Genomic DNA, 24,900 nt, shown 5'->3' on the forward strand with positions numbered 1-24,900 from the left:
GGTTTGCCCGCCCGTTCTGGAGAGATCGTCATGGATTATCGCGCGCTTGGTCGTTCCGGCCTCAAGGTCTCGCCGCTCTGTCTGGGAACGATGATGTTTGGCGCGCAGACCGAGGAAGCCGATGCGCTAGGGATCATCGACAGCGCAGCCGAGGCTGGCATCAACTTCATCGACACCGCTGACGTCTATGCCGAGGGGCGCTCGGAGGAGATCACCGGCCGCGCCATTGCCGGCAATCGCCAAAGCTGGGTGCTGGCGACCAAGGCGGCGAACGCGATGGGCGAGGGGCCGAACCAGCGCGGGCTCTCGCGCAAATGGCTGCTGGAGGCCTGCGATGCCAGCCTGAAACGGCTCGGCACCGACTTCATCGACATCTACTATCTGCACAAGGAAGATCACGAGACGCCGCTGGCTGAGACGATCAGGGCGATCGGCGACCTCGTGCGGGCCGGTAAGATCCGCTATTTCGGCGTCTCGAACTATCGCGGCTGGCGCGTCGCCGAGATTTGCCGGCTCTGCGACGAGCTCGGCATCGACCGGCCGGTGGTCAGCCAGCCCTATTACAACGCGATGAACCGCATGCCCGAGGTCGAGCACCTGCCGGCCTGCGGCTATTACGAGCTCGGCGTCGCCAGCTATTCGCCTTTGGCGCGCGGCGTGCTGACGGCGAAATACGAGCCCGGCCAGGCGCCACCGGAAGGCACGCGGGCAGGGCGCGCCGACAAGCGCCTGATGCAGACGGAATGGCGCGAGGAATCGCTGATCATCGCCCGCGCGATCCGCGACCATGCCGCGGCGCGGGGCCTGACGCCCGTGCAGTTCGCGGTCCGCTGGGTGCTCAACAACAAGCTGCTGACCGCGGCCGTGGCGGGCCCGCGCACCATGGAGCAATGGCAGGGCTATCTCTCGGCACTGTCGGCCAATTTCACCGCCGAGGATGAGGCGCTGGTCGATTCACTGGTGCCGGCGGGCCATCCCTCGACGCCGGGCTACAGCGATCCGGCCTACCCGCTGGAGGGGCGGCTGGCGCGGACGGTGTGAGGCGTTGCCGCTCTGGCGTGGAAACGCGGCGTCATTCCGGGGCAGGCCGCAGGCCTGAGCCCGGAACCCAGAACCGATGTCCTCTCAGAGAAGGTGCCCGACCTCGCCTGCCGAAACGGGCAGGGCATAGGTTCTGGGTTCCAGGCTCTTCGCTGCGCGAAGCCCCGGAAAGACGTTGAGGTTCTGGTGGCAATCGGGCCACCTCAAGGATGCAGCTTCAGCCCCTTGATCGCCTTGTCGACCGCCTTGCGCTCGCCATGGAGCGCGATGCCGACGAGGTCGAGCGCATCCGTCGCGACGGCCTGGACCGCGGCACGGTTGGCCTCGTCATGGCCGGTCGCGAACAGCTCTCTCGTGTAGAGCGAGGGCGTCAGGCCGGCTTCGCCGGCCCGCCGCAGCACACGGGTGAGGTCGGCCGAGGTCGCGGCGAAGATCAGGATCGGCTGGCGCACCAGCGGGCCATAGACCTTGCCTGAGCCGTCGCGGTAAGCTTGCCCGCCGAGTTCCGGCGCAGTGGCGACCAGGCCGCCCGACAGGAAGGCGGTGACATTGAGCTTCTGCCAGGCGGCGAGCTCTTCATGGACGATGATGGCAATCTTGGTGTCGAAGCGCATGCCGACAGCGATAGAGCCCGGCCAGCCTGCCGGTCTTGAACGTTTGTGCGCGGTCGCCTCGCCCGGAGACTGGATCCGCACGGCGCCGGACGGGGAGGGCGTTGAGCGGATCGAGGCCTTCTTCAGCGGCCACGCCTATGACACGCACCGGCACGACACCTATGCGATCGGCTACACGATCAGCGGGGTGCAGAGCTTCGATTATCGCGGCGCGCAGCGGGATTCGACGCCGGGCGACCTGATCGTGCTACATCCCGACGAGATCCATAACGGCCGGGCCGGAATCGAGAGCGGCTTTCGCTATCGCATGGCCTATGTCGAGCCGGGCCTGATCATGGCGGCGCTCGCCGGGCGGGCCGGCGCGATGCCGTTCATTGGCAATGCCGTCTGCCGCGATGGCAGCCTGATGCGGGCGCTGGTCGGCCTGCTCGGCGATGTCGAGCATGGGCTGGAGCCGCTGGAGCGTGACGCGGCGGTCGGAGCGCTGGCCGAGGCGTTGCTCAAGCTCGATCCGTCCTGTGCGCCCACCGGGGCGGAGACGCCGGCGATGCGTGCCTGCGAGCGTGCCCGCGATTTCCTGAGCGAGAGCCGCGACGAGACGATCGATTCAACCATGCTGGAGGCGGTCACCGGGCTCGACCGCTATGCGCTCGCGCGGCAGTTCCGCCGCCGCTACGGCACCAGCCCGCATCATTATCTGGTGATGCGCCGGCTGGAGCGGGCAAGGCTGCTGATCCGGCAGGGCGAAGCGCTGGCCGAGGCGGCTGCCGCGAGTGGCTTCGCGGACCAGAGCCATATGACCCGGCATTTCCGCAAGGCCTATGGACAATCTCCCGGGCGCTGGCGGGCGATGCAGGTCGGAAGCAGGCCGGAGGCGGCCTGAGCGGCGCTCAGTTCATCACGCAGAAGCCACCGACGACCGTCTGCGAACGGCACCAGACACGCGCTTCCGCGGACTGCGTGCCGCGGAGATCGGCTGTCTCGACTGTGGCGGCGGTAGCGGGCGTCGCGATGCGGAGAGGCTCGCTTGCCGCTGCGTTCTGTGTCTGGCGGCTGCGCAGCGTCGGCGTCACCACGGCATGGGAGCCGTCACGCTGGCCCTGGCCAGCATGGGTGGTGGACGAACGGCCGCCACCGAAGCGGAACTTGGCGGCTTCGGCGCTCGCCGGCAACAAGGCGACAGCGAGGGCGGCGACGGCGAGACGACGGATCATGCCAAGCTCCATTGCGCCGCATGAGTTTGCCCGAGCACGCGTATCCTGCCCAGCAAAGCCTCAGCTCAGGCTGAGCAAGAGGTTAAGTTGCACAGAACCTTGCCGTCTTTCCGGGACTTCGCGCAGCGAAGGGCCCGGAACCCGGAACCGATGCCGGTCGTCATGAAGGAGCGGTCGTCGATGCGCTCTTGCTGCTCTTGTCTCGGTTCTGGGTTCCGGGCTCAGGCCGTCGGCCTGCCCCGGAAAGACGCTGTAGCTTCCTGCAAAGGAAACGCGTTAGGTCCGCACCCCCGTCAGTCTATCCCAGGCCGCCATGGCGCCCTGCGCCACCGCCTCGAGCTCGGCGCGGCTGGCGCCGTCGCGGGCGCGGATCGACATGCCCTGCTGCACCGTGCAGTAGAAGGCGGCGATGGCGGCCGGATCGCCCGCCTGCAGTTCGCCGCTGGCGAGTGCGCCACGCAGGCGCGCTTCCAGCATGCCCTGCATCTCGGTGCGGGCATCACGCAGCGCGCGTCCGGCCTCCTCGCTGGTACCGGCGGCGTGCACCACCGAGAGCACGACCATGCAGCCGGCCGGCTTGCCGGGGCGACTGAACAGCGCGGCGGAGCGCATCAGATAGATCTCGATCGCATCGCGCACTGTGGGCGCAGCGGCGATCGCAGCAGCGAGCTCGGCGCCGTCGCCTGACTCATAGAGCGCCATCGCCTCGCGATAGAGCGCCTCCTTGCTGCCGAAGCAGGCGTAGAGGCTCGGCGCATTGATGCCCATCGCCGCGGTGAGCTCGCTCATCGCGGCGCCCTGGAAGCCCTTCTCCCAGAACAGCAGCATGGCTTTCTGCAGGGCCGCAGCCCGGTCGAAGGCGCGTGGGCGGCCTCGTTCGGCCATGGTCGTCACCTTTCTGTATCGACCGATAAATAAATCGCTTGACGCTCCGGGGCAAGCGAGTCATCGATATATGTATCATTCATTACAGATATGGTGACCCATGACGAAACTGGCAGGCAGGAAGGCTCTGGTGACCGGCGGCAGCCGCGGCATCGGTGCGGCGACGGCGCTTCGGCTGGCGCAGGACGGAGCGGATGTGGCGCTGACCTACGAGCACGCCCGCGACAAGGCCGAGGCCGTGGCGGACCAGATCCGGGCGCTCGGACGCAAGGCCGTGGTGCTGCAGGCCGACAGTGCCGACCCGGCGGCGCTGACAGCGGCGGTCGACAAGGCGGCGGCCGAGCTCGGCGGGCTCGACATCCTCGTGAACAATGCCGGCATCTGGCACTATGGCGAGGTCGGGAGCTGGGGGCTCGACGAGATCGACAAGGTCATCGCCGTCAATGTCCGCGCCGTGGTCGTCGCCTCGCAGGCGGCGGCAAAGCATCTACCCGATGGCGGACGGATCATCACCACCGGATCCTGCCTGGCCGAGCGCGTGACGGAACCGGGCATCGCGCTCTATGCGATGAGCAAGGCGGCGCTGATCGGCTTCACCAAGGCTCTCGCCCGCGATCTCGGACCGCGCGGCATCACCGTCAACGTCGTCCATCCCGGCTCGACCGATACCGACATGAACCCGGCCGATGGCGACCACGCCGACGACCAGCGCGCCAAGATGGCGATCCCGCGCTATGGCAAGGCCGAGGATATCGCCGGCCTGATCGCCTATCTCGCCAGCGAGGAAGGGCGCTTCATCACCGGCGCGGGCATCGCCATCGATGGCGGAGTGAACACCTGAGGCTCAATGCCCCGGCAGGACGATGATCGTCGGCTTGGCCGGGAGCGTCGCCTTCGACAGCACGATCTCTGGCCGGTCGCGCCGTTCGACCGGCCAGAGGTCCTGCGAACGGGCGAGGAAGCGGTTGAGCGTGCCGCCGCCGAAGAAGTGCATGGGGATCATCACCCGGGCCTGCAGCGATTTCAGCACTTCCAGCATGCCCTCCTGGTCGAGCGTATAGCTGCCATCGACCGGGAAGAGCACGATGTCGACCCGCCCGAGCGCGCGCAAATGGCCGGGTTCGAGCGGGTGGTGGAGATGGCCGAGATGGGCGATGCACAGCTCGCCGATCTCGAAGACGAACATCGAGTTGCCGTTGAAATCGGTGTCGCCGCCATAGGTGCGGATATTGGTCGGGACATTGCGCACGCGCAGGTCGCCCATCGTGACGTCGTGCTGCGCGGGGCCCTTGCCGGACGGGTCCCAGCCCGGCAGCACCTGCTTGATGGCGGGATCGGGCGCGCGCGAATAATGCGTCGAATGCGCCTTGTTCATCGTGGCGATGTCGGGCGTTACCGGCGGGCGGACATAGTCGTTGTAGTCGGTCGCGACCTTCACTCCGCTCGGCGTCTCGATCAGGAAGGTGGCGTGACCGACGAAGGTCAGCTTCACCTCGTCCTTGGCGAGGTTCGCGCGCTGAATTGGCAGGCGGTAGCTCGCCATCTCCGGCCGGCAGCCGGGCTCATGCGCCTGGGCGAGGGCGGGGCTGGCGAGCCCGGTCGCGAGGATGGCGGCAAGGGCAAACCGGGCCAGCATCGTCGCAACCGTCATGATGAGCTCCTCGCTGTTCCCTGCGCGAAGAGCTTCCCGCAAAAGCCGGACCACGAAAAGCCGGCTGGCGGGTTTGTGAAGCGTCAGCTCTTGCTGACCCGCACGATCGCGTCGGCGCGCTTCTCCAGACCCGGCAGCAGTTCGAGGCCGAGGCCCGGCGCTTCCGAGACGGTGATCATGCCGTCCTTCGTCACCGGCAGATCGGTGACGAGCTCGGTGTACCAGCCGGTGTAGAAGGCTCGCACCGATTCCTGGATCAGCGCGTTGCGGGCGTGCAGCGAGAAATGGCAGGACGCCGCGTAGACCACCGGGCCGGTGCAGTCATGCGGCGCGACCGGGGTGTGCCAGGCCTCGGCCATGCCGGCGATCTTGCGCGCTTCCGAGAGGCCCCCGCACCAGGACAGGTCGAGCATGACGACGCCGGCCGCCTTGGTCTCGAGATAGTCGCGGAAGGAATGGGTATAGGCCAGCGTCTCCGAGGCGCAGACCCAGGCCTTGGAATGACGGGCGTATTCGCCGAGGTCCTGGACATTGTCGAGGCGGAAAGGGTCCTCGTGCCAGTAGGTGTCGAATTCGGCGAGGCGCTCGGCGAGCTTCTTCGCCATGGGGAGGCTCCAGAGCGAGTGGAACTCGACCATGATGTCCATCTTGTCGCCAACGGCCTTCCTGATCTTGCGGAAGGGTTCGAGCGCCGTGTTCAGCTCCTGGGGGGAGATGTCCCAGCCGGCGCTGCGCTCGGCGGCGATGTCGAAGGGCCAGATCTTCATGCCGGTGATGCCCTGCTCCAGCAGGGAATGCGCCAGCTCATCGGCCCGGTAGAGGAAGCCTTCGAGGTCCTCATAGGGGCCGCCCTGCTCGCCGACATGCCAGTTCGCGACCTTCTGAGCGCGGGCGTCGCGGATATATTTGTAGCCCGCGCAGGTGTTGTAGGTGCGGATCGTGTCGCGGGTCCGGCCGCCGAGCGCGATCGAGACCGGCTGGCCGATCGCCTTGCCGTAGATGTCCCAGAGCGCGAGGTCGACTGCGGAGTTGCCGCGCGTCTCGACGCCCGAGCCGCGCCAGCCGAGATAATTGTTCAGGCTGGCGTTGCGGGCCTCGATCTGCAGCGGGTCCTGGCCGATCAGCTTGGGCGCGACGCTCTCGTGCAGATAGGCCTCGACCGCGGCCGCGCCCATGAAGGTCTCGCCGAGGCCGACGAGCCCGTCATCGGTGTGCAGGCGCACCCAGACGAGGTTGCCGAACTCGGCGAGGCGGATGGTTTCGAGGGCGGTGATCTTCACAAGGGGTCTCGGGATCTGGCGATTGAGTTGAGTGCGGCCGGAACCGCGACTTGCCCCCTCTCCCCTTGCGGGAGAGGGCTGGGGTGAGGGGTTGCGCGACGCTGCCCGTGTCTGCCCTTGGCAACGCAAAGCGGAAACGGTGGCGCGACCCCTCATCCGGCGCTACGCGCCACCTTCTCCCGCAAGGGGAGAAGGGAGGGCGGCGCTCACTTCCCGCGCAGCTTGGCGAGGTCGGCCTGGATGCGTTCGATCGTGTCCTTGCCGATCGTCGCCTGGTGGCGCTGATAGACCGCCTGGGTGCTCTCGCGCATCTTGGCGAGTTCCCCGGCGCTGACCTCGCTGACCTGCATGCCCTTCGCCTTGAGATTGACGAGCGACTTGTCGTTGAGCTCGCGCGAGACCTTGCGCTCCTCGTCGCGGCCGACGATGGCACAGTCGCTCAGCACCTTCTGCTCATCGGCCGAGAGTTGGTCCCAGAGCTTCTTCGAATAGAGCATCAGGAACGGCGTATAGGCGTGCCGGGTCAGGGTCAGGTACTTCTGCACCTCGTAGAGCTTCGAGGTGTCGATGGTGACGAGCGGGTTCTCCTGGCCGTCAATCGCATGGGTCTCCAGCGCCGCGAAGACCTCGCCGAAGGCCATCGGCGTCGCGTTGGCGCCCATGGTCTTGAAACTGTCGAGGAAGATGTTGTTCTGCATGACGCGGACCTTGAGCCCGGTCATCTCCTCGGCCTTGGTCACGGCGCGCTTCGAATTGGTGAGATTGCGGAAGCCGTTCTCCCAATAGGCCAGGTTGACCACGCCGAAGCCCGGCAGCTTGTCGGCGATGTACTTGCCGAAGGCGCCGTCGAGCACGGCGTCGGCCTCCTTCTCGTCGGTGAACAGGAAGGGCAGGTCGAAGACGCCGAGCTCGGGCATGATGCCGACCAGCGGCGAGGAGGAGGTGATCACCATCTCCTGCGTGCCGGCGCGCAGTGCCTGCGTCGCCTGCAGGTCGCCGCCGAGCGCGCCGCCCCAGAAGGCTTGTAGCTTGAGCTTGCCGCCGGACTTCTCGGCCATGCAGGCCTTCATTTTGGCGACGCCGTTGCCGACCGGGTGATCCTCGTTGATGCCGTTGGAGACGCGGATATTGCGCTCCTTGATCTGGGCCTGGGCCTGGCCGGCGAAGGCCGCGAGCGCGACGCCGGCGACGAGCGAGAGGAGGCGGGTCGTCCTGGTCATGTTCAACTCCCTGGTACTGGACTTCTTCTGGTTTTCGGGTGGTCTCAGCGGCCGCTCAGCCAGGCGAGCGGCACCATCACGAGCTGCGGGAACAGCACGAGCAGGAACATCGCGATGGTCTGGGCGATGAAGAACGGCCAGACGCCGCGCATCACCGCGCTCATCGGCACGCGGGCGACGCCGCAGACGACGTTGAGCACGATGCCGACCGGCGGCGTGATCAGGCCGATGGCATTGTTGATGATGAAGAGGACGCCAAAATAGATCGGGTCGATACCGGCTTGCTTGACGATCGGCATCAGCACCGGCGTCAGGATCAGCACCGTCGGGGTGAAGTCGAGCGCGGTGCCGACCACCATGACCAGCAGCATGATGATGATCATCAGCACGGTCTGGTTGCCCATGAAGGGCTCGAGCAGCGAGGACAGCTCGGCCGGGATGTTTGCCTGCGTGATCAGCCAGGCCGAGACCACCGCCGCGGCGACGAGCAGCATCACGGCGCTGGTCGTCTTCGCCGCCAATAGCGTCACCCGGTAGAGGTCGCGGACCTTCAATTCGCGATAGACGAACATGCCGACGATCAGCGCATAGACGGTCGCGACGACGGCCGCTTCCGTCGGCGTGACGATGCCGAAGCGGATGCCGCCGAGGATCGCGATCGGCATCAGCAGCGCCAGCGAACCGTCCCAGGTCGCCTTCAGGCGCTCGGCACCGGTCCTGCGCGGCAGGACGGTGATGACGTCCCTGCGGCAGACGATCCACCAGGCGATCACCAGCGACAGGCCGATCAGCAGGCCAGGAAAGACACCGGCGAGGAAGAGCTTGGTGATCGAGAGGTTGGCGGCGACGCCGAAGACGATGAAGCCGATCGAGGGCGGGATGATCGGGGCGATGATGCCACCCGAGGCGATCAGCCCGGCCGAGCGGCCGACATCGTAGCCGGCGCTGCGCATCATCGGCAGCAGGATCGAGGCGAGCGCTGCGGTATCGGCCGCGGCCGAGCCCGAGAGCGAGGCCATGATGATGGCTGCGAAGATCGCGACATAGCCGAGGCCGCCATGGAGATGGCCGACCAGCGAGAGCGCGAAGTTGACGATGCGCTTCGAGAGGCCGCCGGCGTTCATCAACTCGCCGGCGAGCAGGAAGAAGGGGATGGCGAGGAGCTGGAAGGAATCCGCGCCGATGATCATGTTCTGCGCGATGATCTGGGTGTCGTAGGCGCCGAGCCAGAGCATCAGGCAGACGGCGCAGACGATCAGCGCAAAGGCGATCGGCATGCCGAGCGCCATCGCTCCGCAGAGCGAGACGAGGAAGACGGCGACGGTCATTCCAGATGCCCCTTCAGATTGTGCGAGGGGCTGGCGCTGTAGTCGCCTGCGAATTCGGCGAGCTCATGGGGATCGAGCCGGCCGGTCAGTGCCCGGAACAGGCGGCCGAGCGTGATCAGGGCGATGCCGGCGCCGGCGAAGTAGAGCACGCCGTAGACATAGGCCATGCTGATGCCGGTGACCGGGGCGACGGAGGTCTGGTTGATCGCCTGCTGGCTCCAGGTGCCGTCGAGCAGCATCAGCGAGCAGACCAGCACGATGGCGTCGCTGGTGATCATGCAGAGCCGGCGGCCCTTGTCCCCGATCGCTCCGACGAGCGTGTCGACGCCGAGATGGCCGTTCTCGCGCATCACCACGACGGCACCGATGAAGGTCAGCCAGACGAAGAAATAGCGCGACAATTCCTCCGACACGTCGATGCCGGAGTTGAACAGATAGCGCAGCACGACATTGCCGAACACCATCATCACCATGCCGGCGAGCAGGGCGACGAGGCTGAACTCAAGCGCGCGTAAGACCCACCTTTCGGCGTGACGCAGCATTGGACGTTTCCCGTTGATCTGTTGTTGGTGGCGTTCCGGCGCTCTTCGGCGCTTCGGATCTGGGCGCTTCGGTCTTGGCTCGCGCGGCGTTCTCCATGTCGGCGCGGGCGACCGCGATCAGTTCCGCCATGGTCCGGCGCGCACGTTCCGGATCGCGGGCGAGGATGGCGTCGGTGACGACCCGGTGGATCGCGAGCGAGGCCCGGGCACGCTCATGGTCGTGCATGGAGAGCCCGAACGAGGCCTTCAGCACGGCCTGCAGGATCGGCTTGAGCTGGATCAGCAGCAGGTTGCCGGAGGCCTCCAGGATCGCTTCATGGAAACGGTAGTCGCCGGTCTGGTGGGCCTGCTTGTCGTCTGCCGCCGTCATCGCGGTCATGGCCGCGGTGATCTCGGCGATCTGTGCGTCGGTGCCGCGCTCGGCGGCGAGGCCGGCGGCTGTCGGCTCGATCATGCCGCGCAGTTCGAGCAGATCGCGCTGGAAGCCGCTCGCCATGTCGGCATCGGTCATCCAGCCCATCACCTGCGGATCGAGCAGGCGCCAGGCCGAGACCGGCTGGACCCGCGAGCCGACGCGCGGGCCGGTGACGATCAGCCCCAGCGCCTGCAGCGTCTTGGTCGCCTCGCGGATGACGGTGCGGCTGACGCCGAAATGCGCGCAGAGCTCGTCCTCGCGCGGCAGTGTGCCGGAGAGCCCGATCTGGCCGGAGACGATCTCCCGGCCGAGCCGGTCGACGAGATGCGCATGGAAATTCGAAGGGCGAGCCATGGATAGATCATATCATCATATGATTAATCCGCAAGCGGCGAAGGAGCCGCTGGCTTCGGCTGTCAACAGGGGTACGATCGAGGACAGATGCTTCGGCAGGCACCGGCGGCGGTTCCACGTCGGTGGCCGCGAGCAGGGCAAGGCCGGAATAAGGCGTATGCCGAGCAGGAGAACAGGCGAGCCGCCTCACTCGGTCGGGTCGAGGAATGGCGTGTCGCGGCTGCTCACATAGAAGATCACCACCTTGGTCAGTTCGGTGGCGCTGCGGTTGTAGCCGGTCATCTCGACGCCCGGCGGTTCGACATAGGCTTCGCCAGCTTTAACCACCAAAGGCAGCTGCCCTTTCAGCTCGAGCGTAAACGCGCCTTCGAGGACATAGACCGTCACGGGAAAGCGATGGCTGTGCCTGACCGTCCTGCTGCCGGGCTGGAAGGTCGCGCTCATGACGCGGACCTCCTGCGAGGCATCACGCGGCATGGTGTCGACCAGCTGGCGCAGCAGGAGATTGGGCTTGGTCAGGGCCGCGTCATGAGCCCTGGCGCTGGGTCCGAGGGCGAGGCTCGCGACGACGAGGGCTGACGGATAGAGCGACGGGCGCATCGCATTTTCCTTCCGTTTCGGGGCTGGTATCCTGCTGGCATTCCGCGAGGGTAGGTCCTGGCCGGGCCCCGCGGGAGCCGCGATTTCCGGGAGGGGGGCCGCAGGATTGCGTCTCCAAGGCAGCGCCCGAAGCGAGGCGGGGACATGTTCGACTGGGACGACCTCAAGCCTTTCCTGGCCGTGGCCGAGCACCACAGCATGATCGCGGCGGCAAAATCGCTCGGTCTCAGCCAGTCGACCGTGCAGCGGCGATTGGCGGAGCTCGAACGGCGCATCGGCCGTGCCCTCGTGATGCGGCACCCCGCCGGCTATCGCCTGACGGAGGACGGGCTGAGCCTGCTGCCGATGGCGCAGAAGGTAGGGCATGCCGTCGCCGAGCTGCAGCAGCATCTCGACGTCACGGCCCGTGATCTCGACGGCGTCGTCCGCGTGACCTGCCCGGAGCCATTGGTGCCGCGCATCGTCGGCTCGGAGCTGCTCGATGCCTTTCAGACGCGCTATCCGAGGCTGCGCGTCGAGTTCGTGACCAGCGACCGCTATCTCGATCTCTCGCAGGGCGAGGCGGATGTCGCTTTCCGCTCGGGCGATACCGACGACGAGCTGGTGGGGCGCAAGATCGCCGAGTCGCTCTGGGCCATCTATGCCAGCCCCGACTATCTCGCGCGCCATGGCCGGCCGGCGACGCTGGGCGATCTCGGTAGGCATGCCCTGGTCGGGCTGGAGAGCGCGCTTGCGTCGCACCGCATACTGACCTGGCTCGCCGACGTCGCGCCGGGAGCGCATTTCGCGGTGCGCAACAACAGCGTGCTCGGGCTGGTCTCGGCGGTCAGGTCCGGCGTCGGAATCGGCCCGCTGCCGACGGCGCTCGGCGATGCGGATGGCGGGCTGGTGCGGATCTTCGGTCCGATCCCGGAACTGACCCGGAGCTGGCGCATCCTGGCCCATCCCGATCTCAGGCATACGCCGCGCATCGCGGCCTTCTTCGACTTCATCGTCGAGAACAAGGCGGCGCTGAAAGCGATCTTCACCGGCTAGCATACGGCCATGATGGTTGCGGGCAGGGCGGCCGGTCGCTACATACGCGGCACATTTCCCGAAAGCCTCAGCGCCCCAGTCCGAAGCGGAGCCCGCACGCCCCATGTCTCGTCAGTTCATCTACCATATGCGCGGCCTGTCGAAGACCTATCCGGGCGGCAAGCAGGTCCTGAAAGACATCCACCTCAGCTTCTACCCGGACGCCAAGATCGGCGTGCTTGGCGTCAACGGCGCGGGTAAATCGACCCTGCTGAAGATCATGGCCGGCTTCGACAAGGAGTGGACCGGCGAGGCCTGGGTCGCCGAGGGCGCGCGCGTCGGCTACCTGCCGCAGGAGCCCAAGCTCGACGAGGCGCTGACCGTCCGCGAGAACGTCATGCTCGGCGTCGGCCCGCAGAAGGCGATCCTCGACCGCTACAACGAGCTCGCCATGAACTATTCGGACGAGACCGCCGACGAGATGACCAATCTCCAGGACGAGATCGAGGCCAAGGGCCTGTGGGATCTCGATTCCAAGGTCGACCAGGCGATGGACGCGCTGCGCTGCCCGCCGGACGACTGGGAGGTCGGCAAGCTCTCGGGCGGCGAGCGCCGCCGCGTCGCGCTCTGCAAGCTCCTGCTGGAGCAGCCCGAGCTCTTGCTGCTCGACGAGCCGACCAACCATTTGGACGCCGAGACCACCGCCTGGCTCGAAGGCCATCTGCGGACCTATCCGGGCGCGATCCTGATCGTCACCCACGATCGCTACTTCCTCGACAACGTCACCAGCTGGATCCTCGAACTCGATCGCGGCCAGGGCATCCCCTATGAAGGCAACTACTCGGCCTGGTCGGTGCAGAAGCAGAAGCGCTTGGCCCAGGAAGGCCGCGAGGACGTCTCGCGTCAGAAGACGCTGGAGCGCGAGCAGGAATGGATTTCCGCCTCGCCGAAGGCGCGTCAGGCTAAGAGCAAGGCCCGCATCCAGCGCTATGACGAACTGGTGCAGAAAGCCTCGAACAAGGGGCCGGACACTGCCCAGATCATCATCCCGATCGCCGAGCGGCTCGGCAACAACGTCGTCGATTTCGAGGACCTGTCGAAGGGCTTCCAGGACAAGCTGCTGATCGACGGGCTAACCTTCAAGCTGCCGCCGGGCGGCATCGTCGGCGTGATCGGCCCCAACGGCGCCGGCAAGACCACGCTGTTCAAGATGATCACCGGGGTCGAGAAGCCCGATGCCGGCACGATCAAGATCGGCGAGAGCGTCCAGCTTGGCTATGTCGACCAGAGCCGCGACTCGCTCGACGACAAGAAGAACGTCTGGGAGGAGATCTCGGGCGGCAACGACATCATCTATCTCGGCAAGAAAGAAATTAATTCAAGGGCTTATTGCTCGGCCTTCAACTTCAAGGGCGGCGACCAGCAGAAGAAGGTCGGCTCACTCTCGGGCGGTGAGCGCAACCGCGTCCACCTCGCCAAGATGCTGAAGTCCGGCGCCAACGTCCTGCTGCTCGACGAGCCGACCAACGACCTCGACGTCGACACGCTACGGGCGCTCGAAGAGGCGCTGGAGGATTATGCCGGCTGCGCCGTGATCATCAGCCACGATCGCTGGTTCCTCGACCGCATCGCCACCCACATCCTCGCCTTCGAGGGCGACAGCCATGTCGAATGGTTCGAGGGCAATTTCCAGGACTACGAGGAAGACAAGCAGCGCCGGCTCGGGATCGATTCCACGATCCCGAAGCGCATCCAGTACAAGAAGTTCACGCGCTAAGCGTTTGGTATAGGATTCAAAAAAAGCCCGCGCTCCGGAAACGAGGTGCGGGCTTTTTATTGAGCACTCTGCGGCAGGGCACCCCACAAGCGGATGCCCTTGGTTTCATGAGGAGTGTTCTACCTACCGCTGTAGTGGCAATTCACACGCCCTCGCGTATTGTTGGCGTAGTGATGCGAGGCCCTATGCGATTTGCCGTGTGATTCTTACCGCCGTGGTACCCTGTCGAAACTGATGAAACCGAAGCGGTACTGGCGAACTGGATAAGGAAATACCTTCCTACGAACGAATCCTTGTTGGATTTGCGCTTTACGGTGATCGGCGTCTGCCGCGCTCGCGACGAGATGGTGATCCGCCTTCAAGATGGGCGCATCGCCCGCGTTATCCTGCCGGATAATCCTGCTGCGCCGCCTTCCGCTGAGGATCCGCTAGAGATTGATTACTTCGATGATGTGAACGGGCTGAGTGCTTTCATTTCTCGTGATGCGGCGGAGCACCAATAGGGCACGGATTGTGACGCTGCAGCGCTAACTATATCGCAGGCGCTGCATGGGAATTCATCCAGTTTAGTCACATTAATCGGATTCACGCCCGAGCCTCCCCGCCGAGCAGCTTCTGCAGGGCCACGAGGTCCGTCCCGACGAAGTCCGACGACCGGCTGACCTCCGCCCATTCCGCCGCCTCCCTCTGCCGCTGCGCCTCCGCCTGGGCGAGGACGAAGAGCGCGTCGCTGCCGAGGACGAGATGGGCCGGCAAGCTCTCGCGCCGGCTGAGGTCGAGGACGATCTGCGCGATACGCTGGGGATCGCCGATCTCGTTGCCGACATAGGCCTTGAGCAGGTCGAGCACGGCGCCGACGCTGGGCTGGTAGTCCGGCATCACGGCAGGGGCGTTGCCGCGGGCGATCTCGCCCCAGCCGGTGCGCATGCCGCCGGGCTCGACGCAGACGATCTTGATGCCGAACGGCGCGACCTCCTTGGCGATGACCTCGGTGAAGCCGCCGACCGCCCATTTCGCCGATTGATAGGCGCTGAGGCCGGGCGTGCCGGTGCGGCCGCCGACCGAGGAGATGTTGACGATGTGGCCGGCGCGCTGGGTTCGCAGCACCGGCAGCGCGGCGCGGGTGAGGTTCACGACGCCGTAGAAATTGGTCTCGATCTGGGCGCGGAAGCTGTCGTCGCTGGTCTGCTCGAAGGCGACGGCATGGCCGTAGCCGGCATTGTTCACGAGCACGTCGAGCCGGCCGAAAGTGTCGACCGTAACGGTCACGGCCACGTCCGCGGCCGCCATGTCGGTGACGTCGAGCGCGAAGGAGAGCAGCGTATCGGGGTATCGGGCCTCGAGATCGGCGAGGCTGCGAGGATCTCGCGCGGTCGCGACGACATTGTCGCCGGCGGCGAGGGCCGCCTCGGCGATGGCGCGGCCGAGGCCGCGGGAGGCGCCGGTGATCAGCCAGGTCTTGCTCATGAAGCTGTCCTTTCGAGGCTGTGAGTGAGTGCTTGCTCATTCTAGCGAGGCTAAAAGCAACGCTGGATGGTCGTCGGGCTTCAGGCGGAAATGCCGTCCCAGAAGACCGAAAAGCCGGTCTTCCGGTAGTGTTCGTGCCGGTTCGGCTCCTGCGCAATCAGGTCGAGCGTCATGGTGCCCATGGCGTCTAGAACTGCGCCGATGAAGTTCTGCGGCTGGTCCTTCAGCACGCCGTCGCGGTGTCCCTGTTCGAACAGGGCGCTGATCTCGGCGAAGGCGATGGCGGATTTGTCGCGGGTCTCCTGGGTGATCCGGCCGGAGACGGCGAGCTGGCGCAGCGCCTTGCGCTTGGCGGGATGCTTCGCGCCCCAGTCGATAAAGCCGTTCCAGAAGTGCTCGAAGCGGTCGCGCACGCTGCCATGGCTCGGATAGGAGGGCACGGTGAGCCTGGCGAAGTCGGTCTTCAGCTCGAGATAGAGCTGGTTGAGCAGTTCGTCCTTGTTGGCGAAATAGGTGAAGAGCGTGCCTTCGGCGAGCCTGGCTTCCTTCGCGATTTTCGCGGTCGGTGCGCCGGTGCCATGCTCGGCCACCAGCTTGCAGGCGGCGGCCAGGATCGCTTCGCGCTTCGCTTCGCTGAGGGGACGGGCCATGCTTCGCTTGATCTAGATGAGTGAGTGATTGCTCATTTATTCCGCCAGCCCAGAAAGTCAACTCCCGCTGGCCCGCCTCTCGAAGCCGTGAACCGGTTGTTGGCGAGGCAGGCGCTGATTGGGCCGGTTTGCCGGCCCAATCGGTGGCGGGCGGCGTACCTTACGCCTTGCCCTTCACCAGGATGCTGGCATCGACATCCTGGATGTCGCGCTTGCCGCAGAGGGCCATGGTGATGTCCATCTCCTTGCGGATGATCTCGAGGGCGAGCCTGACGCCCTCCTCACCCATGGCCCCTAACCCATAGAGGAAGGGGCGGCCGATCAGCACGCCGCGGGCGCCGAGCGCGACCGCCTTCAGCACGTCCTGGCCCGAGCGGACGCCGCCATCCATCCAGACCTCCATGCGCCCGCCGACCTGCTCGACGATGCCGGGCAGGGCCGCGATCGAGGAGACCGCGCCGTCGAGCTGGCGGCCGCCATGGTTGGAGACGATCAGCGCATCGGCACCGCTCTGGGCCGCAAGCTCGGCGTCCTCGGCGTCGAGGATGCCCTTCAGGATCAGCTTGCCGCCCCAGCGGTCCTTGATCCATTTGACGTCGTCCCAGCTCAGGGTCGGGTCGAACTGCTCGGCGGTCCAGGCCGAGAGCGAGGTCATGTCGCCGACGCCGCTGGCGTGGCCGACGATGTTGCCGAAGCTGCGCCGCCTGGTGCCGAGCATCCCCATGCACCAGCGCGGCTTCAAGGCGAGGTTGATCAGGTTGGCGATGGTCGGTTTCGGCGGAGCGGAGAGGCCGTTGCGGATGTCCTTGTGGCGCTGGCCGAGGATCTGCAGGTCGAGCGTCAGCATCAGCGCCGAGCAGCCGGCCGCCTTGGCCCGGTCGATCAGGCGCTCGATGAAGGCGCGGTCGCGCATCACATAGAGCTGGAACCAGAACGGCTTGTCGGTGTTCTCCGCGACGTCCTCGATCGAGCAGACGCTCATGGTCGAGAGCGTGAACGGTACGCCGGCCCGGGCGGCGGCCCTGGCCGCGAGAATCTCGCCATCGGCGTGCTGCATGCCGGCGATGCCGGTCGGCGCCAGCGCCACCGGCATCGAGACCTTCTCGCCGATCATTGTCGAGGCCAGCGTTCGATTGGTCATGTCGACGGCGACGCGCTGGCGCAGCTTGATCCCGGCGAAATCGGCTTCGTTGGCGCGATAGGTGCTCTCGGTCCAGGCACCGGAATCGGCGTAGTCGTAGAACATGCGCGGGACGCGGCGCTTCGCCAGCAGACGCAAATCCTCGATGGTCAAAAGCTGAGCCATAGTCGCCAAATCCCGCGTTTTCTCCGTGTCCCCGGTCGCATGGAAAGAAGCGGGAGGCAACCGCGGAGGCCGCGCGCCCCAGGATGCCGGCCCCGCTTCAGGCCCTGTTCATCGCGATGCGGCGATGGCAGCGGTTGAGCCGGGCGGCCCGATCCTGTAGGGGCCGTTCATCTCTTCCGCCCGTTCAGCGAGACATCCCTCATGCTTCTGCGGCTCGTCGCTGCATTCCTGTTCTGCGGCCTTGCGACCGTCGCCTCCGCTCAGCAGGAGGTCGGCTGGAAGAACGGGCGCGAGGCCGCCGAGATCGAGCGCAAGATCACGGCGCTGATCGGCAGGATGACGCTGGAGGAGAAGGTCGGCCAGCTCCACCTCTCCGGGCGCGGCGAGGGCTTCGACATCAATCAGGTCAAGGCCGGCCGGATGGGCGCGGTGATGAACTTCGTCGTGCCGCAAGAGGTCCGGCAGGTCCAGGAGGCTGTCAGGCAGTCCCGTCTCAAGATCCCGCTGATCATCGGGCTCGATGCCGTTCATGGCTTCTCGACCTATTTCCCGCTGCCGCTCGGCCAGGCGTCGAGCTGGAATCCGCAGCTGATCGAGCAAGCGGCCTATTGGACGGGGCGTGAGGCGCGCGCTGCCGGCGTCAACTGGACCTTCGCGCCGATGGTCGATATCTCGCGCGACCCGCGTTGGGGTCGGGTGCTGGAGGGCGCCGGCGAAGACGCCTATCTCGCCAGCATCATCGCGGCGGCGCGGACCCGTGGCTACCAGCGCGGCGGCGTGGCGGCGAGCGTCAAGCACTTCGTCGGCTATGGCGCGGCCGAGGGCGGGCGCGACTACAACTCGACCTGGATCCCGACGAGCCAGCTGCACGATCTCTTCCTGCCGCCGTTCAAGGCGGCCTTTGACACCGGCGCGATGACGGCGATGGCGGCGTTCAATGCCCTCAACGGTATGCCGGCCACGGCCCATCGCGGCATGCTGACCGATCTCCTGCGCGGGCAATGGGGTTTCCGCGGCTTCGTCACCTCGGATTTCGGCTCGATCACCGAATTGCGCCTGCACGGCATCGCCAAGGACGACGCGGAAGCCGCGCGCAAGGCGCTGCTCGCCGGCATCGACATGGACATGATGGGCGACGTCTACCACAAGCACCTCGCGGGTGAGGTCATGGCCGGCCGCGTGCCGGTGAAGGCGCTCGACGAGGCCGTGCGGCGCGTGCTGCGGGTCAAGTATCATCTCGGCCTGTTCGAGCGGCAGGATGTCGATGTGGCGGCGGCGCCGTCGCTGATGCAGACCGAGGAAGCCCGCAAGGTCGCTCGCCAGGCCGCGCGCGAAGGCGTGATCCTGCTCAGGAACGACAAGCAGACGCTGCCGATCGCGCCGGCCGTGAAGTCGGTCGCGGTGATCGGCGCCATGGCGATGCCGGAAGACGAGCGGGTCTGGACCGACCCTGCCGGTCTCGGGCGCCGTGTCGTGCAGCCGCTGCCGGAGGCGCTGCGCGAGCACCTGCCTTCTGACGTCACGGTCACCTATGAGCCGGCCTTCGCCAAGAATTGCGGCACCGAGTTCAAGGACAAGGATACCGCGCTGAAGGCGGCGGCCGCGGCGGATCTTGTCGTCACCATGCTCGGCGAGGACTGCGAGTTCATGGGCGAGGGCGCCTCGCGCACCAATCTCGGCCTGCCCGGCGTCCAGCAGGAGCTGCTCGAGGCGCTGGTCGCGACCGGCAAGCCGGTGGTGCTGGTGCTGGCGACGGCCCGGCCGCTGGTCCTGAGCTGGGCCGACAAGCACGTCGCGGCGATCGTGCAGACCTTCCATGGCGGCACCGAGGGGCGCGCCGCGATCGCCGAGGTGCTGGCCGGCAAGGTCAATCCGGCCGGACGGACGCCGATGAGCTTCCCGCGCTCGATCGGGCAGATCCCGGTCTATTACGACCAGCTGCCGACCGGCCGGCCGCAGAAGATCCGCCAGCGCTATGAATCCATCTACATGGACGAGGCCAACGAGGCGCTCTACCCGTTCGGCTTCGGCCTGTCCTACAGCCGCTTCGCCTATGCCAATCCACGGGTGACGAACGCCAAGGTGCCGTTCAATGGGGCGGCCGAGGTTGCCGTCGACGTGACCAATCAGGGGGATCGCGACGGCCAGGAGGTGGTACAGCTTTATATCCGCCAGCCGGTCGCGGAGCGCTCGCGGCCGCTGCGCCTGCTCAAGGGCTTCGACAAGGTCACGCTCAAGGCCGGCGAGACCAGGACGGTGCGGTTCAAGCTGGAGGGCAAGGCGCTCGGCGGCCATGACGATGCCGGCCGCTACCAGCTCGATCCGGGTGTCGTGGAGGTTTATTTCGGCGGTTCTTCGCTCGCGTCGGTAAAGGCGCAATTCGAGCTAACGAAGCGCTAGAGCCCGTTCCGAGCGACTTGCGTGCAAGTCGGTCGGTCGAAGCGGCCTCTACCTAAAAGTGCAGAGACGGATTCACCGATCAGGTCGATGCGACCTGATCGGATCCGGCCCTGGCGGACGTTACGGCAACTGCCAGCGGTTTCATCTCGACAAGCTTGCGTTTTCGGTCAATCCTCGCTGTGCGGGGCCTTTTCGACGTCTTTGCCGAGAGGGCTCCGTTACGACCACGGATGCTCCAAGGGATGCGGCGATGGCGACCGGAACCGTCAAATGGTTCAATACCGAGAAGGGCTACGGCTTCATTCAACCTGCTGACGGCGGCAAGGATGTGTTCGTGCACATCACTGCCGTCAAGGAAGCGGGCCTGATGTCCCTGACCGAGGGACAGAAGCTCTCCTTCGACCTGAAGACCGAGCGCGGCAAGACCGCGGCGGGTGACCTGAAGCTGCTCTGAACGCAGCCAAAGGCCTGATAGGCGTGACGAAGGCTACCGGCCTGCGGTTGTCATGACTGCGCCCAAAGCCGGCAGGCTCACGCTCCATTTGAGAACCGGCCCCGACCGGCCTGGCAACCACGCGCTCACGACGAGGCCTGCTTCTCATCCTTGAAGTCGAGTTCCCGGCGTTCCTGATCTAGCGCGCGTAGCGCCACGCTCCGGCGACGCAGAGGACGACTGCGGCCGAGGTAGCGATCATCTGCCAGCCGACAGTTTCGCCGAGCAGCAGGCCGGCCAGCGCCAGGCCGAAGAAGGGCTGCAGCAATTGCAGCTGCCCGACCGCGGCGATGCCGCCCTGGGCGAGCCCGCGATACCAGAAGACGAAGCCGATCAGCATGCTGAACAGCGAGACATAGGCGAGGCCGAGCCAGGCCGGGCCGCCCGCCTGTGCGAAGGAGGGCGGCAACGTCGCCAGCGTCAGGCCGGCCATGATCGGCAGCGAGATGACGAGAGCCCAGGAGATCACCTGCCAGCCGCCGAGATGGCGCGACAGGCGCGCGCCTTCTGCATAGCCGAGGCCGCAGACGATGACGGCGGCGAGCATCAAGAGGTCGCCCACGGGGGAAGCGGCGATGCCTTGCGTCCAGGCGAAGCCGACGACGCAGAGGCTGCCGAGGATGGCGAAGAGCCAGAAGGCCAGGCGCGGGCGCTCGCCGCCACGCAGTACACCGAAGATCGCGGTCGCGAGCGGCAAGAGGCCGATGAAGACGATCGAATGGGCGGAGGTGACGTGCTTCAGCGCCAGCGCGGTCAGCAGCGGGAAGCCGACGACGACGCAGAGCGCGACCACGGCCAGCGGCAGCAGGTCGGCGCGAGCCGGTCGCTTTTCCCGGAGCGCGAGCAGGAGGGCTAGTCCGAGCAGCCCGGCGATGGCGGCGCGGGCGACGGTCAGGAACACCGGGTCGAAATCGGCGACGGCGACGCGGGTCGCCGGCAGCGAGCCGCTGAAGATGACGACGCCGATGAAGCCGTTGAGCAGGCCGTTCGCAGTTCTGTCCATGATCCCTCCAGGAGCCGGCCTGCATGCGGCGGGTGCTGGCGGATTTCCAGAGACAGTCCGGTACAGTTCAGGCAAACTGTCCTGATGCAGGAAGCCGTACAGATTAAGGATTCAGTCGGTATTGCGGCAGTGCCCGACACCCTGGTCGGGCGCGTCATGGCGACGATCCGGCAGCGGATCGCCGGGCGGACATTGGCGCCGGGCGCCAAGCTGCCTTCGATCCGCGGCCTGGCCGAGAGCATGGGCGTGTCGAAGTCGACGGTGGTCGAGGCCTATGAGCGGCTTGCCGCCGAAGGCGCGATTCAGGCGCGGCGCGGCTCGGGTTTCTATGTCCGGCGCCTGCCGCCGCTCTCGCTCGCCGATGTCGCGCCGAAGCTCGACCGGGCGGTCGACCCGCTCTGGATCTCCCGGCAGTCGCTCGATGCCGGCGCGGACAGCCTTCGGCCCGGCTGCGGCTGGCTGCCGCCGGACTGGATGCCAGAGGCCTCGATCCGCAAGGCGCTGCGCAAGCTCGGCCGGGCCGATGTAGCGACGCTGGCCGAATACGGCACGCCGCTCGGCTTAGCCGGGCTGCGCCATCTGCTCGCTCATCGGCTGGCCGAGCGCGGCGTCGAGGCGCCGCCGGACCAGATCGTCCTGACCGAGTCCGGCACGCAGGCCATCGATCTGGTCTGCCGCTTCCTGCTCGAGCCCGGCGACACCGTGCTGATCGACGATCCCTGCTATTTCAATTTTCATGCGCTGTTGCGCGTCCACCGGGTGAAGATCGTCGGTGTGCCCTATACGCCGTCGGGCCCCGATCTTGCCCTGTTCGCGCAGGCGCTCACAGAGCACCGACCGCGGCTCTACGTCACCAATAGCGCTCTGCATAACCCGACCGGCGCGACGCTCTCGGCCACGACGGCGCATCGCCTGCTGAAGCTCGCCGAGCAGGCTGGGCTGACCATCGTCGAGGACGATATCTTCGGCGATCTCGAGCCGGACTTCGCGCCGCGCCTGGCCGGGCTCGACGGGCTGGAACGGGTGATCCAGATCGGCAGCTTCTCGAAGACGCTGTCGGCCTCGGTGCGCTGCGGCTACATCGCTGCAAGGCCGGACTGGGTCGAGGGGCTGACCGATCTCAAGGTCGCGCTCTCCTTCGCTGGCGGGCGGTTCGCGGCCGAGCTGGTGCTCGATATCCTGAAGGATGGCAGCTATCGCCGGCATGTCGAGGCGCTGCGCCAGCGGCTGGCGCGGGCGATGGCGCAGACGCGCGGCCGGCTCGCCGCGCTCGGCATCGAGCCCTGGCTGACACCGCGCGGCGGGTTGTTCCTGTGGTGCCGCCTGCCTGATGGGCTCGATGCGGGGGAGATTGCGCGGCATGCGCTGGGCGAGGGTGTCGTGCTCGCACCCGGCAACGCCTTCAGCCTGTCGCGGACGGCCAGGGACTTCATGCGCTTCAACGTGGCGCAGGCCGCCGATCCACGCATCTTCAGCGTGCTGCGCGAGGCGATGCGGGCAGCTGCATTGCACAAGCCTGCGTAGGAAAGGCCCTCATCCTTAGACGCTCCGGTAATCCCGGCCGCCTCTTGCCCCCTACCTCGCTTCCATTCGAGATAGGGGTGTGCGTTTGTTTGATCCGTCGATGTCGACTGAAATATCGGACAAGCGGCTTGCATCTTCCTCGTATCTGACATAAAGATATCTTTATATCTTTCACCGAGTTTCGAGGTGCTCGCTGGTGACCCGCCGCTCCCACCATTCGCTGCCGACCTTGCTGGCCTCGCTGCGTGCGGCGGGCGAGGAGACCCGTTTGCGGATCCTGGCGCTGCTGGCGGAAGGCGAGCTCTCGGTCTCCGATCTCACCGACATCCTCGGCCAGTCGCAGCCGCGTATCTCGCGCCATCTCAAGCTAATGGCGGAAGCCGGGCTGCTGCGTCGCTCGCGGGAAGGGGCCTTCGCCTTCTTCAGGCTCGACGACGCGACGCCGGGTGGTGCATTGGCGCTGACGCTCGCCCGCGATCTCGATCCTGCCGACCCGGTTCTGGCGGCTGATCGCGAGCGCCTCACCGCGGTGCGTGCATCGCGGGCCGCGGCAGCGCAATCCTATTTCGCCAATGTCGCGCGCGAATGGGACCAGCTGCGCACGCTGCATGTTCCCGATGCCGCCGTGGAAGCTGCCGTCGAGGCAGCCGTCGGCGAGACGCCGCTGCAGGCGCTGCTTGATCTCGGCACCGGTACCGGGCGCATGCTGGAGCGCCTCGCTCCGAAGGCTGCCCGCGCGGTCGGCGTCGATGCCAGCCATGCCATGCTGGCGGTGGCCCGCGCCAACCTCGAAAAGGCCGGCTTGTCGCGCGTCGAGCTCCGGCAGGGCGATATCTACGCGCTGCCCTTCGCCCGCGGCTCCTTCGACCTGGTGATCGTGCATCAGGTGCTGCACTTCCTCGACGACCCGGCCCGCGCGCTGCGCGAGGCAGCGGCACTGCTCTCCCCCGGCGGGCGTCTGATCCTGGTCGATTTCGCGCCGCACGAGATGGAATTCCTGCGCACCGAGCACGCCCATCGCCGGCTCGGTTTCGAGAAGGACGAGATCGCAGCCTGGTTCGCCGAGGCCGGCCTCGACTGCGACCTCGCCGAGGAGGTCACGGCGCCCGACGGGGCTTGCGGCCAGCTCGGCGTCATGCTCTGGCGCGGGCGCGACCGGCGCCTCCAGGGTGATTTTCCGATTCGTCAGTTCGATCGTGAGGTTGCGTGATGAACGCTTTCCGCCCCAGCCGCCACGGCTCGCGCCGTCCGCGCGTCTCCTTCGAGTTCTTCCCGCCGAAGAACGAGGAGATGGAGGTCAATCTGTGGGACAGCGTGCGCCGGCTGGAGCCGCTCGGTCCGGCGTTCGTCTCGGTGACCTATGGCGCCGGCGGCTCGACCCGCGAGCGCACCCACAACACCGTCAAGCGCATGATCGACGAGACGGCCTTGAAGCCGGCGGCGCATCTGACCTGCGTCTCCGCCTCCTGCGCCGAAGTCGATGATGTCATCCGCTCCTATTGGGAGGCGGGCGTGCGCCATATCGTGGCGCTGCGCGGCGATCCGGCCGGTGGGCTCGGCACCACCTATGAGCCGCATCCTGAGGGCTATCACCAGACCTCCGACCTGGTCGAAGGCATCCGCAAGATCGGCGAGTTCGAGGTCACCGTCTCGGCCTACCCGGAAAAGCACCCGGAGGCGGCCTCGCTCGATGTCGACATCGATGCGCTCAAGAAGAAGGTCGATGCCGGCGCGACCCGGGCGATCACCCAGTTCTTCTTCGATAACGACGTTTATTTCCGCTATCTCGACAAGGTCCGAGCCAGCGGCATCGATATCCCGATCCTGCCCGGCATCGTGCCGGTGCAGAACTTCAAGCAGACCGCCGGCTTTGCCCGCCGGACCGGGGCGAGCGTGCCGCAATGGCTGGCCGACCGCTTCGAAGGGCTGGAGGACGATGCAGCGACGCGCCGGCTTGTCGCCGCCGCCGTCTGCGCCGAGCAGGTGCTCGACCTGATCGATCGCGGTGTCTCGGACCTGCATTTCTACACGATGAATAAAGCGGACCTGGTCTATGCGATCTGCCATCTCGTCGGCCTGAAGCCGGAGAAGGCGCAGACGCAGCAGGCTGCGGCGGAGTAGA

General features: G+C 66.5%; 25 protein-coding genes. 11 read left to right on the top strand and 14 right to left on the bottom strand.

The features are described from left to right. Positions 1–30 precede the first annotated feature (30 nt). Positions 31–1,041 carry an aldo/keto reductase gene (locus AC1DS0_RS17810; RefSeq protein ID WP_476815623.1) on the top strand — a complete coding sequence of 337 codons (1,011 nt, stop codon included), beginning with the start codon at positions 31–33 and terminating at the stop codon, positions 1,039–1,041. 203 nt (positions 1,042–1,244) lie between these two features. Here the strand turns inward: AC1DS0_RS17810 and AC1DS0_RS17815 are convergent, their stop codons facing one another. Continuing rightward, the gene (locus tag AC1DS0_RS17815; protein WP_476815624.1) at positions 1,245–1,655 is read right to left on the bottom strand and encodes a DUF2000 family protein; all 411 of its coding nucleotides are present in this window, start codon (positions 1,653–1,655) and stop codon (positions 1,245–1,247) included. On the opposite strand from AC1DS0_RS17815, the gene AC1DS0_RS17820 reads away from it, so the two are divergent. Further along, positions 1,654–2,538, top strand: coding sequence for an AraC family transcriptional regulator (locus AC1DS0_RS17820; RefSeq protein WP_476815625.1), 885 nt, complete (start codon positions 1,654–1,656; stop codon positions 2,536–2,538). The two genes, AC1DS0_RS17815 and AC1DS0_RS17820, sit on opposite strands and share 2 nt — an antisense overlap. Before the next feature lie 7 nt (positions 2,539–2,545). Here the strand turns inward: AC1DS0_RS17820 and AC1DS0_RS17825 are convergent, their stop codons facing one another. Further along, positions 2,546–2,869, bottom strand: coding sequence for a hypothetical protein (locus AC1DS0_RS17825; protein WP_476815626.1), 324 nt, complete (start codon positions 2,867–2,869; stop codon positions 2,546–2,548). A gap of 276 nt (positions 2,870–3,145) precedes the next feature. Continuing rightward, a complete protein-coding gene (locus AC1DS0_RS17830) occupies positions 3,146–3,754 on the bottom strand; it encodes a TetR/AcrR family transcriptional regulator (RefSeq protein ID WP_476815627.1) in 609 nt (202 codons plus the stop codon). A 100-nt stretch (positions 3,755–3,854) separates the two neighbouring features. On the opposite strand from AC1DS0_RS17830, the gene AC1DS0_RS17835 reads away from it, so the two are divergent. Next, entirely contained in the window at positions 3,855–4,595 is a 741-nt protein-coding gene (locus tag AC1DS0_RS17835) for an SDR family NAD(P)-dependent oxidoreductase (RefSeq protein WP_476815628.1), read from the top strand. A gap of 3 nt (positions 4,596–4,598) precedes the next feature. Here the strand turns inward: AC1DS0_RS17835 and AC1DS0_RS17840 are convergent, their stop codons facing one another. From AC1DS0_RS17840 to AC1DS0_RS17870, 7 genes are all read right to left on the bottom strand, one after another. Then, a complete protein-coding gene (locus AC1DS0_RS17840; protein ID WP_476815629.1) occupies positions 4,599–5,405 on the bottom strand; it encodes an MBL fold metallo-hydrolase in 807 nt (268 codons plus the stop codon). 83 nt (positions 5,406–5,488) lie between these two features. Beyond that, complete coding sequence (locus AC1DS0_RS17845; RefSeq protein ID WP_476815630.1) at positions 5,489–6,685, bottom strand: mandelate racemase/muconate lactonizing enzyme family protein; 1,197 nt, start codon at positions 6,683–6,685, stop codon at positions 5,489–5,491. A 206-nt stretch (positions 6,686–6,891) separates the two neighbouring features. Beyond that, positions 6,892–7,905, bottom strand: a complete 1,014-nt coding sequence (locus tag AC1DS0_RS17850) for a TRAP transporter substrate-binding protein (RefSeq protein WP_476815631.1) — start codon at positions 7,903–7,905, stop codon at positions 6,892–6,894. Between the two features lie 44 nt (positions 7,906–7,949). Next, positions 7,950–9,233 carry a TRAP transporter large permease gene (locus AC1DS0_RS17855; RefSeq protein WP_476815632.1) on the bottom strand — a complete coding sequence of 428 codons (1,284 nt, stop codon included), beginning with the start codon at positions 9,231–9,233 and terminating at the stop codon, positions 7,950–7,952. Next, the gene (locus AC1DS0_RS17860) at positions 9,230–9,775 is read right to left on the bottom strand and encodes a TRAP transporter small permease (RefSeq protein WP_476815633.1); all 546 of its coding nucleotides are present in this window, start codon (positions 9,773–9,775) and stop codon (positions 9,230–9,232) included. Before AC1DS0_RS17860 ends, AC1DS0_RS17855 begins: the two co-directional genes overlap by 4 nt. Further along, positions 9,735–10,544, bottom strand: coding sequence for a FadR/GntR family transcriptional regulator (locus AC1DS0_RS17865; RefSeq protein ID WP_476815634.1), 810 nt, complete (start codon positions 10,542–10,544; stop codon positions 9,735–9,737). The genes AC1DS0_RS17860 and AC1DS0_RS17865 overlap by 41 nt, the downstream gene beginning before the upstream one ends. A 186-nt stretch (positions 10,545–10,730) precedes the next feature. Beyond that, positions 10,731–11,144: a cupin domain-containing protein gene (locus AC1DS0_RS17870; RefSeq protein ID WP_476815635.1), complete on the bottom strand. Its 414-nt coding sequence runs from the start codon at positions 11,142–11,144 to the stop codon at positions 10,731–10,733. Positions 11,145–11,288: 144 nt separating this feature from the next. Between AC1DS0_RS17870 and AC1DS0_RS17875 the strand changes: the two genes are divergently transcribed. From AC1DS0_RS17875 to AC1DS0_RS17885, 3 genes are all read left to right on the top strand, one after another. Continuing rightward, a complete protein-coding gene (locus AC1DS0_RS17875) occupies positions 11,289–12,179 on the top strand; it encodes a LysR family transcriptional regulator (protein ID WP_476815636.1) in 891 nt (296 codons plus the stop codon). A 103-nt stretch (positions 12,180–12,282) separates the two neighbouring features. After that, positions 12,283–13,935, top strand: coding sequence for an energy-dependent translational throttle protein EttA (gene ettA / locus AC1DS0_RS17880; RefSeq protein ID WP_476815637.1), 1,653 nt, complete (start codon positions 12,283–12,285; stop codon positions 13,933–13,935). Between the two features lie 296 nt (positions 13,936–14,231). Beyond that, on the top strand, positions 14,232–14,438 hold the full coding sequence (locus tag AC1DS0_RS17885) for a hypothetical protein (protein ID WP_476815638.1): 207 nt from the start codon (positions 14,232–14,234) through the stop codon (positions 14,436–14,438). An 82-nt stretch (positions 14,439–14,520) separates the two neighbouring features. Here AC1DS0_RS17885 and AC1DS0_RS17890 read toward each other — a convergent pair whose 3' ends face one another. The 3 genes from AC1DS0_RS17890 to AC1DS0_RS17900 all read right to left on the bottom strand — a co-directional run bounded on the left by AC1DS0_RS17890 (position 14,521) and on the right by AC1DS0_RS17900 (position 17,358). Then, positions 14,521–15,402, bottom strand: coding sequence for an SDR family NAD(P)-dependent oxidoreductase (locus AC1DS0_RS17890; RefSeq protein ID WP_476815639.1), 882 nt, complete (start codon positions 15,400–15,402; stop codon positions 14,521–14,523). Between the two features lie 80 nt (positions 15,403–15,482). Continuing rightward, positions 15,483–16,052 carry a TetR/AcrR family transcriptional regulator gene (locus AC1DS0_RS17895; RefSeq protein WP_476815640.1) on the bottom strand — a complete coding sequence of 190 codons (570 nt, stop codon included), beginning with the start codon at positions 16,050–16,052 and terminating at the stop codon, positions 15,483–15,485. Between the two features lie 160 nt (positions 16,053–16,212). Further along, positions 16,213–17,358 carry an alpha-hydroxy acid oxidase gene (locus AC1DS0_RS17900; RefSeq protein ID WP_476815641.1) on the bottom strand — a complete coding sequence of 382 codons (1,146 nt, stop codon included), beginning with the start codon at positions 17,356–17,358 and terminating at the stop codon, positions 16,213–16,215. A 201-nt stretch (positions 17,359–17,559) separates the two neighbouring features. On the opposite strand from AC1DS0_RS17900, the gene AC1DS0_RS17905 reads away from it, so the two are divergent. Further along, complete coding sequence (locus AC1DS0_RS17905; RefSeq protein WP_476815642.1) at positions 17,560–19,758, top strand: glycoside hydrolase family 3 N-terminal domain-containing protein; 2,199 nt, start codon at positions 17,560–17,562, stop codon at positions 19,756–19,758. A 250-nt stretch (positions 19,759–20,008) separates the two neighbouring features. Continuing rightward, positions 20,009–20,212, top strand: coding sequence for a cold-shock protein (locus AC1DS0_RS17910; RefSeq protein WP_057190882.1), 204 nt, complete (start codon positions 20,009–20,011; stop codon positions 20,210–20,212). A gap of 178 nt (positions 20,213–20,390) precedes the next feature. Here the strand turns inward: AC1DS0_RS17910 and AC1DS0_RS17915 are convergent, their stop codons facing one another. Beyond that, entirely contained in the window at positions 20,391–21,254 is an 864-nt protein-coding gene (locus AC1DS0_RS17915; RefSeq protein WP_476815643.1) for a DMT family transporter, read from the bottom strand. Between the two features lie 84 nt (positions 21,255–21,338). Between AC1DS0_RS17915 and AC1DS0_RS17920 the strand changes: the two genes are divergently transcribed. From AC1DS0_RS17920 to metF, 3 genes are all read left to right on the top strand, one after another. Further along, entirely contained in the window at positions 21,339–22,778 is a 1,440-nt protein-coding gene (locus AC1DS0_RS17920) for an aminotransferase-like domain-containing protein (RefSeq protein WP_476815644.1), read from the top strand. 196 nt (positions 22,779–22,974) lie between these two features. Further along, complete coding sequence (locus AC1DS0_RS17925) at positions 22,975–23,988, top strand: ArsR/SmtB family transcription factor (protein WP_476815645.1); 1,014 nt, start codon at positions 22,975–22,977, stop codon at positions 23,986–23,988. Then, complete coding sequence (gene metF / locus AC1DS0_RS17930) at positions 23,988–24,899, top strand: methylenetetrahydrofolate reductase [NAD(P)H] (RefSeq protein ID WP_476815646.1); 912 nt, start codon at positions 23,988–23,990, stop codon at positions 24,897–24,899. Before AC1DS0_RS17925 ends, metF begins: the two co-directional genes overlap by 1 nt. The last annotated feature ends 1 nt before the right edge of the window (position 24,900 follow it).

The organism is Allobosea sp. P4_H5 (assembly GCF_056400825.1).

Coding starts and splice junctions, on each gene's coding strand:
- AC1DS0_RS17825 (WP_476815626.1), bottom strand. CDS start 2,869: ATGATCCGTCGTCTCGCCGTCGCCGCCCTCGCTGTCGCCTTGTTGCCG.
- ettA (WP_476815637.1), top strand. CDS start 12,283: ATGTCTCGTCAGTTCATCTACCATATGCGCGGCCTGTCGAAGACCTAT.
- AC1DS0_RS17815 (WP_476815624.1), bottom strand. CDS start 1,655: ATGCGCTTCGACACCAAGATTGCCATCATCGTCCATGAAGAGCTCGCC.
- AC1DS0_RS17905 (WP_476815642.1), top strand. CDS start 17,560: ATGCTTCTGCGGCTCGTCGCTGCATTCCTGTTCTGCGGCCTTGCGACC.
- AC1DS0_RS17890 (WP_476815639.1), bottom strand. CDS start 15,402: ATGAGCAAGACCTGGCTGATCACCGGCGCCTCCCGCGGCCTCGGCCGC.
- AC1DS0_RS17860 (WP_476815633.1), bottom strand. CDS start 9,775: ATGCTGCGTCACGCCGAAAGGTGGGTCTTACGCGCGCTTGAGTTCAGC.
- AC1DS0_RS17835 (WP_476815628.1), top strand. CDS start 3,855: ATGACGAAACTGGCAGGCAGGAAGGCTCTGGTGACCGGCGGCAGCCGC.
- AC1DS0_RS17875 (WP_476815636.1), top strand. CDS start 11,289: ATGTTCGACTGGGACGACCTCAAGCCTTTCCTGGCCGTGGCCGAGCAC.
- AC1DS0_RS17900 (WP_476815641.1), bottom strand. CDS start 17,358: ATGGCTCAGCTTTTGACCATCGAGGATTTGCGTCTGCTGGCGAAGCGC.
- AC1DS0_RS17830 (WP_476815627.1), bottom strand. CDS start 3,754: ATGGCCGAACGAGGCCGCCCACGCGCCTTCGACCGGGCTGCGGCCCTG.
- AC1DS0_RS17840 (WP_476815629.1), bottom strand. CDS start 5,405: ATGACGGTTGCGACGATGCTGGCCCGGTTTGCCCTTGCCGCCATCCTC.
- AC1DS0_RS17820 (WP_476815625.1), top strand. CDS start 1,654: ATGCCGACAGCGATAGAGCCCGGCCAGCCTGCCGGTCTTGAACGTTTG.
- AC1DS0_RS17920 (WP_476815644.1), top strand. CDS start 21,339: ATGCAGGAAGCCGTACAGATTAAGGATTCAGTCGGTATTGCGGCAGTG.
- AC1DS0_RS17810 (WP_476815623.1), top strand. CDS start 31: ATGGATTATCGCGCGCTTGGTCGTTCCGGCCTCAAGGTCTCGCCGCTC.
- AC1DS0_RS17865 (WP_476815634.1), bottom strand. CDS start 10,544: ATGGCTCGCCCTTCGAATTTCCATGCGCATCTCGTCGACCGGCTCGGC.
- AC1DS0_RS17850 (WP_476815631.1), bottom strand. CDS start 7,905: ATGACCAGGACGACCCGCCTCCTCTCGCTCGTCGCCGGCGTCGCGCTC.
- AC1DS0_RS17855 (WP_476815632.1), bottom strand. CDS start 9,233: ATGACCGTCGCCGTCTTCCTCGTCTCGCTCTGCGGAGCGATGGCGCTC.
- AC1DS0_RS17870 (WP_476815635.1), bottom strand. CDS start 11,144: ATGCGCCCGTCGCTCTATCCGTCAGCCCTCGTCGTCGCGAGCCTCGCC.
- AC1DS0_RS17910 (WP_057190882.1), top strand. CDS start 20,009: ATGGCGACCGGAACCGTCAAATGGTTCAATACCGAGAAGGGCTACGGC.
- AC1DS0_RS17915 (WP_476815643.1), bottom strand. CDS start 21,254: ATGGACAGAACTGCGAACGGCCTGCTCAACGGCTTCATCGGCGTCGTC.
- AC1DS0_RS17895 (WP_476815640.1), bottom strand. CDS start 16,052: ATGGCCCGTCCCCTCAGCGAAGCGAAGCGCGAAGCGATCCTGGCCGCC.
- metF (WP_476815646.1), top strand. CDS start 23,988: ATGAACGCTTTCCGCCCCAGCCGCCACGGCTCGCGCCGTCCGCGCGTC.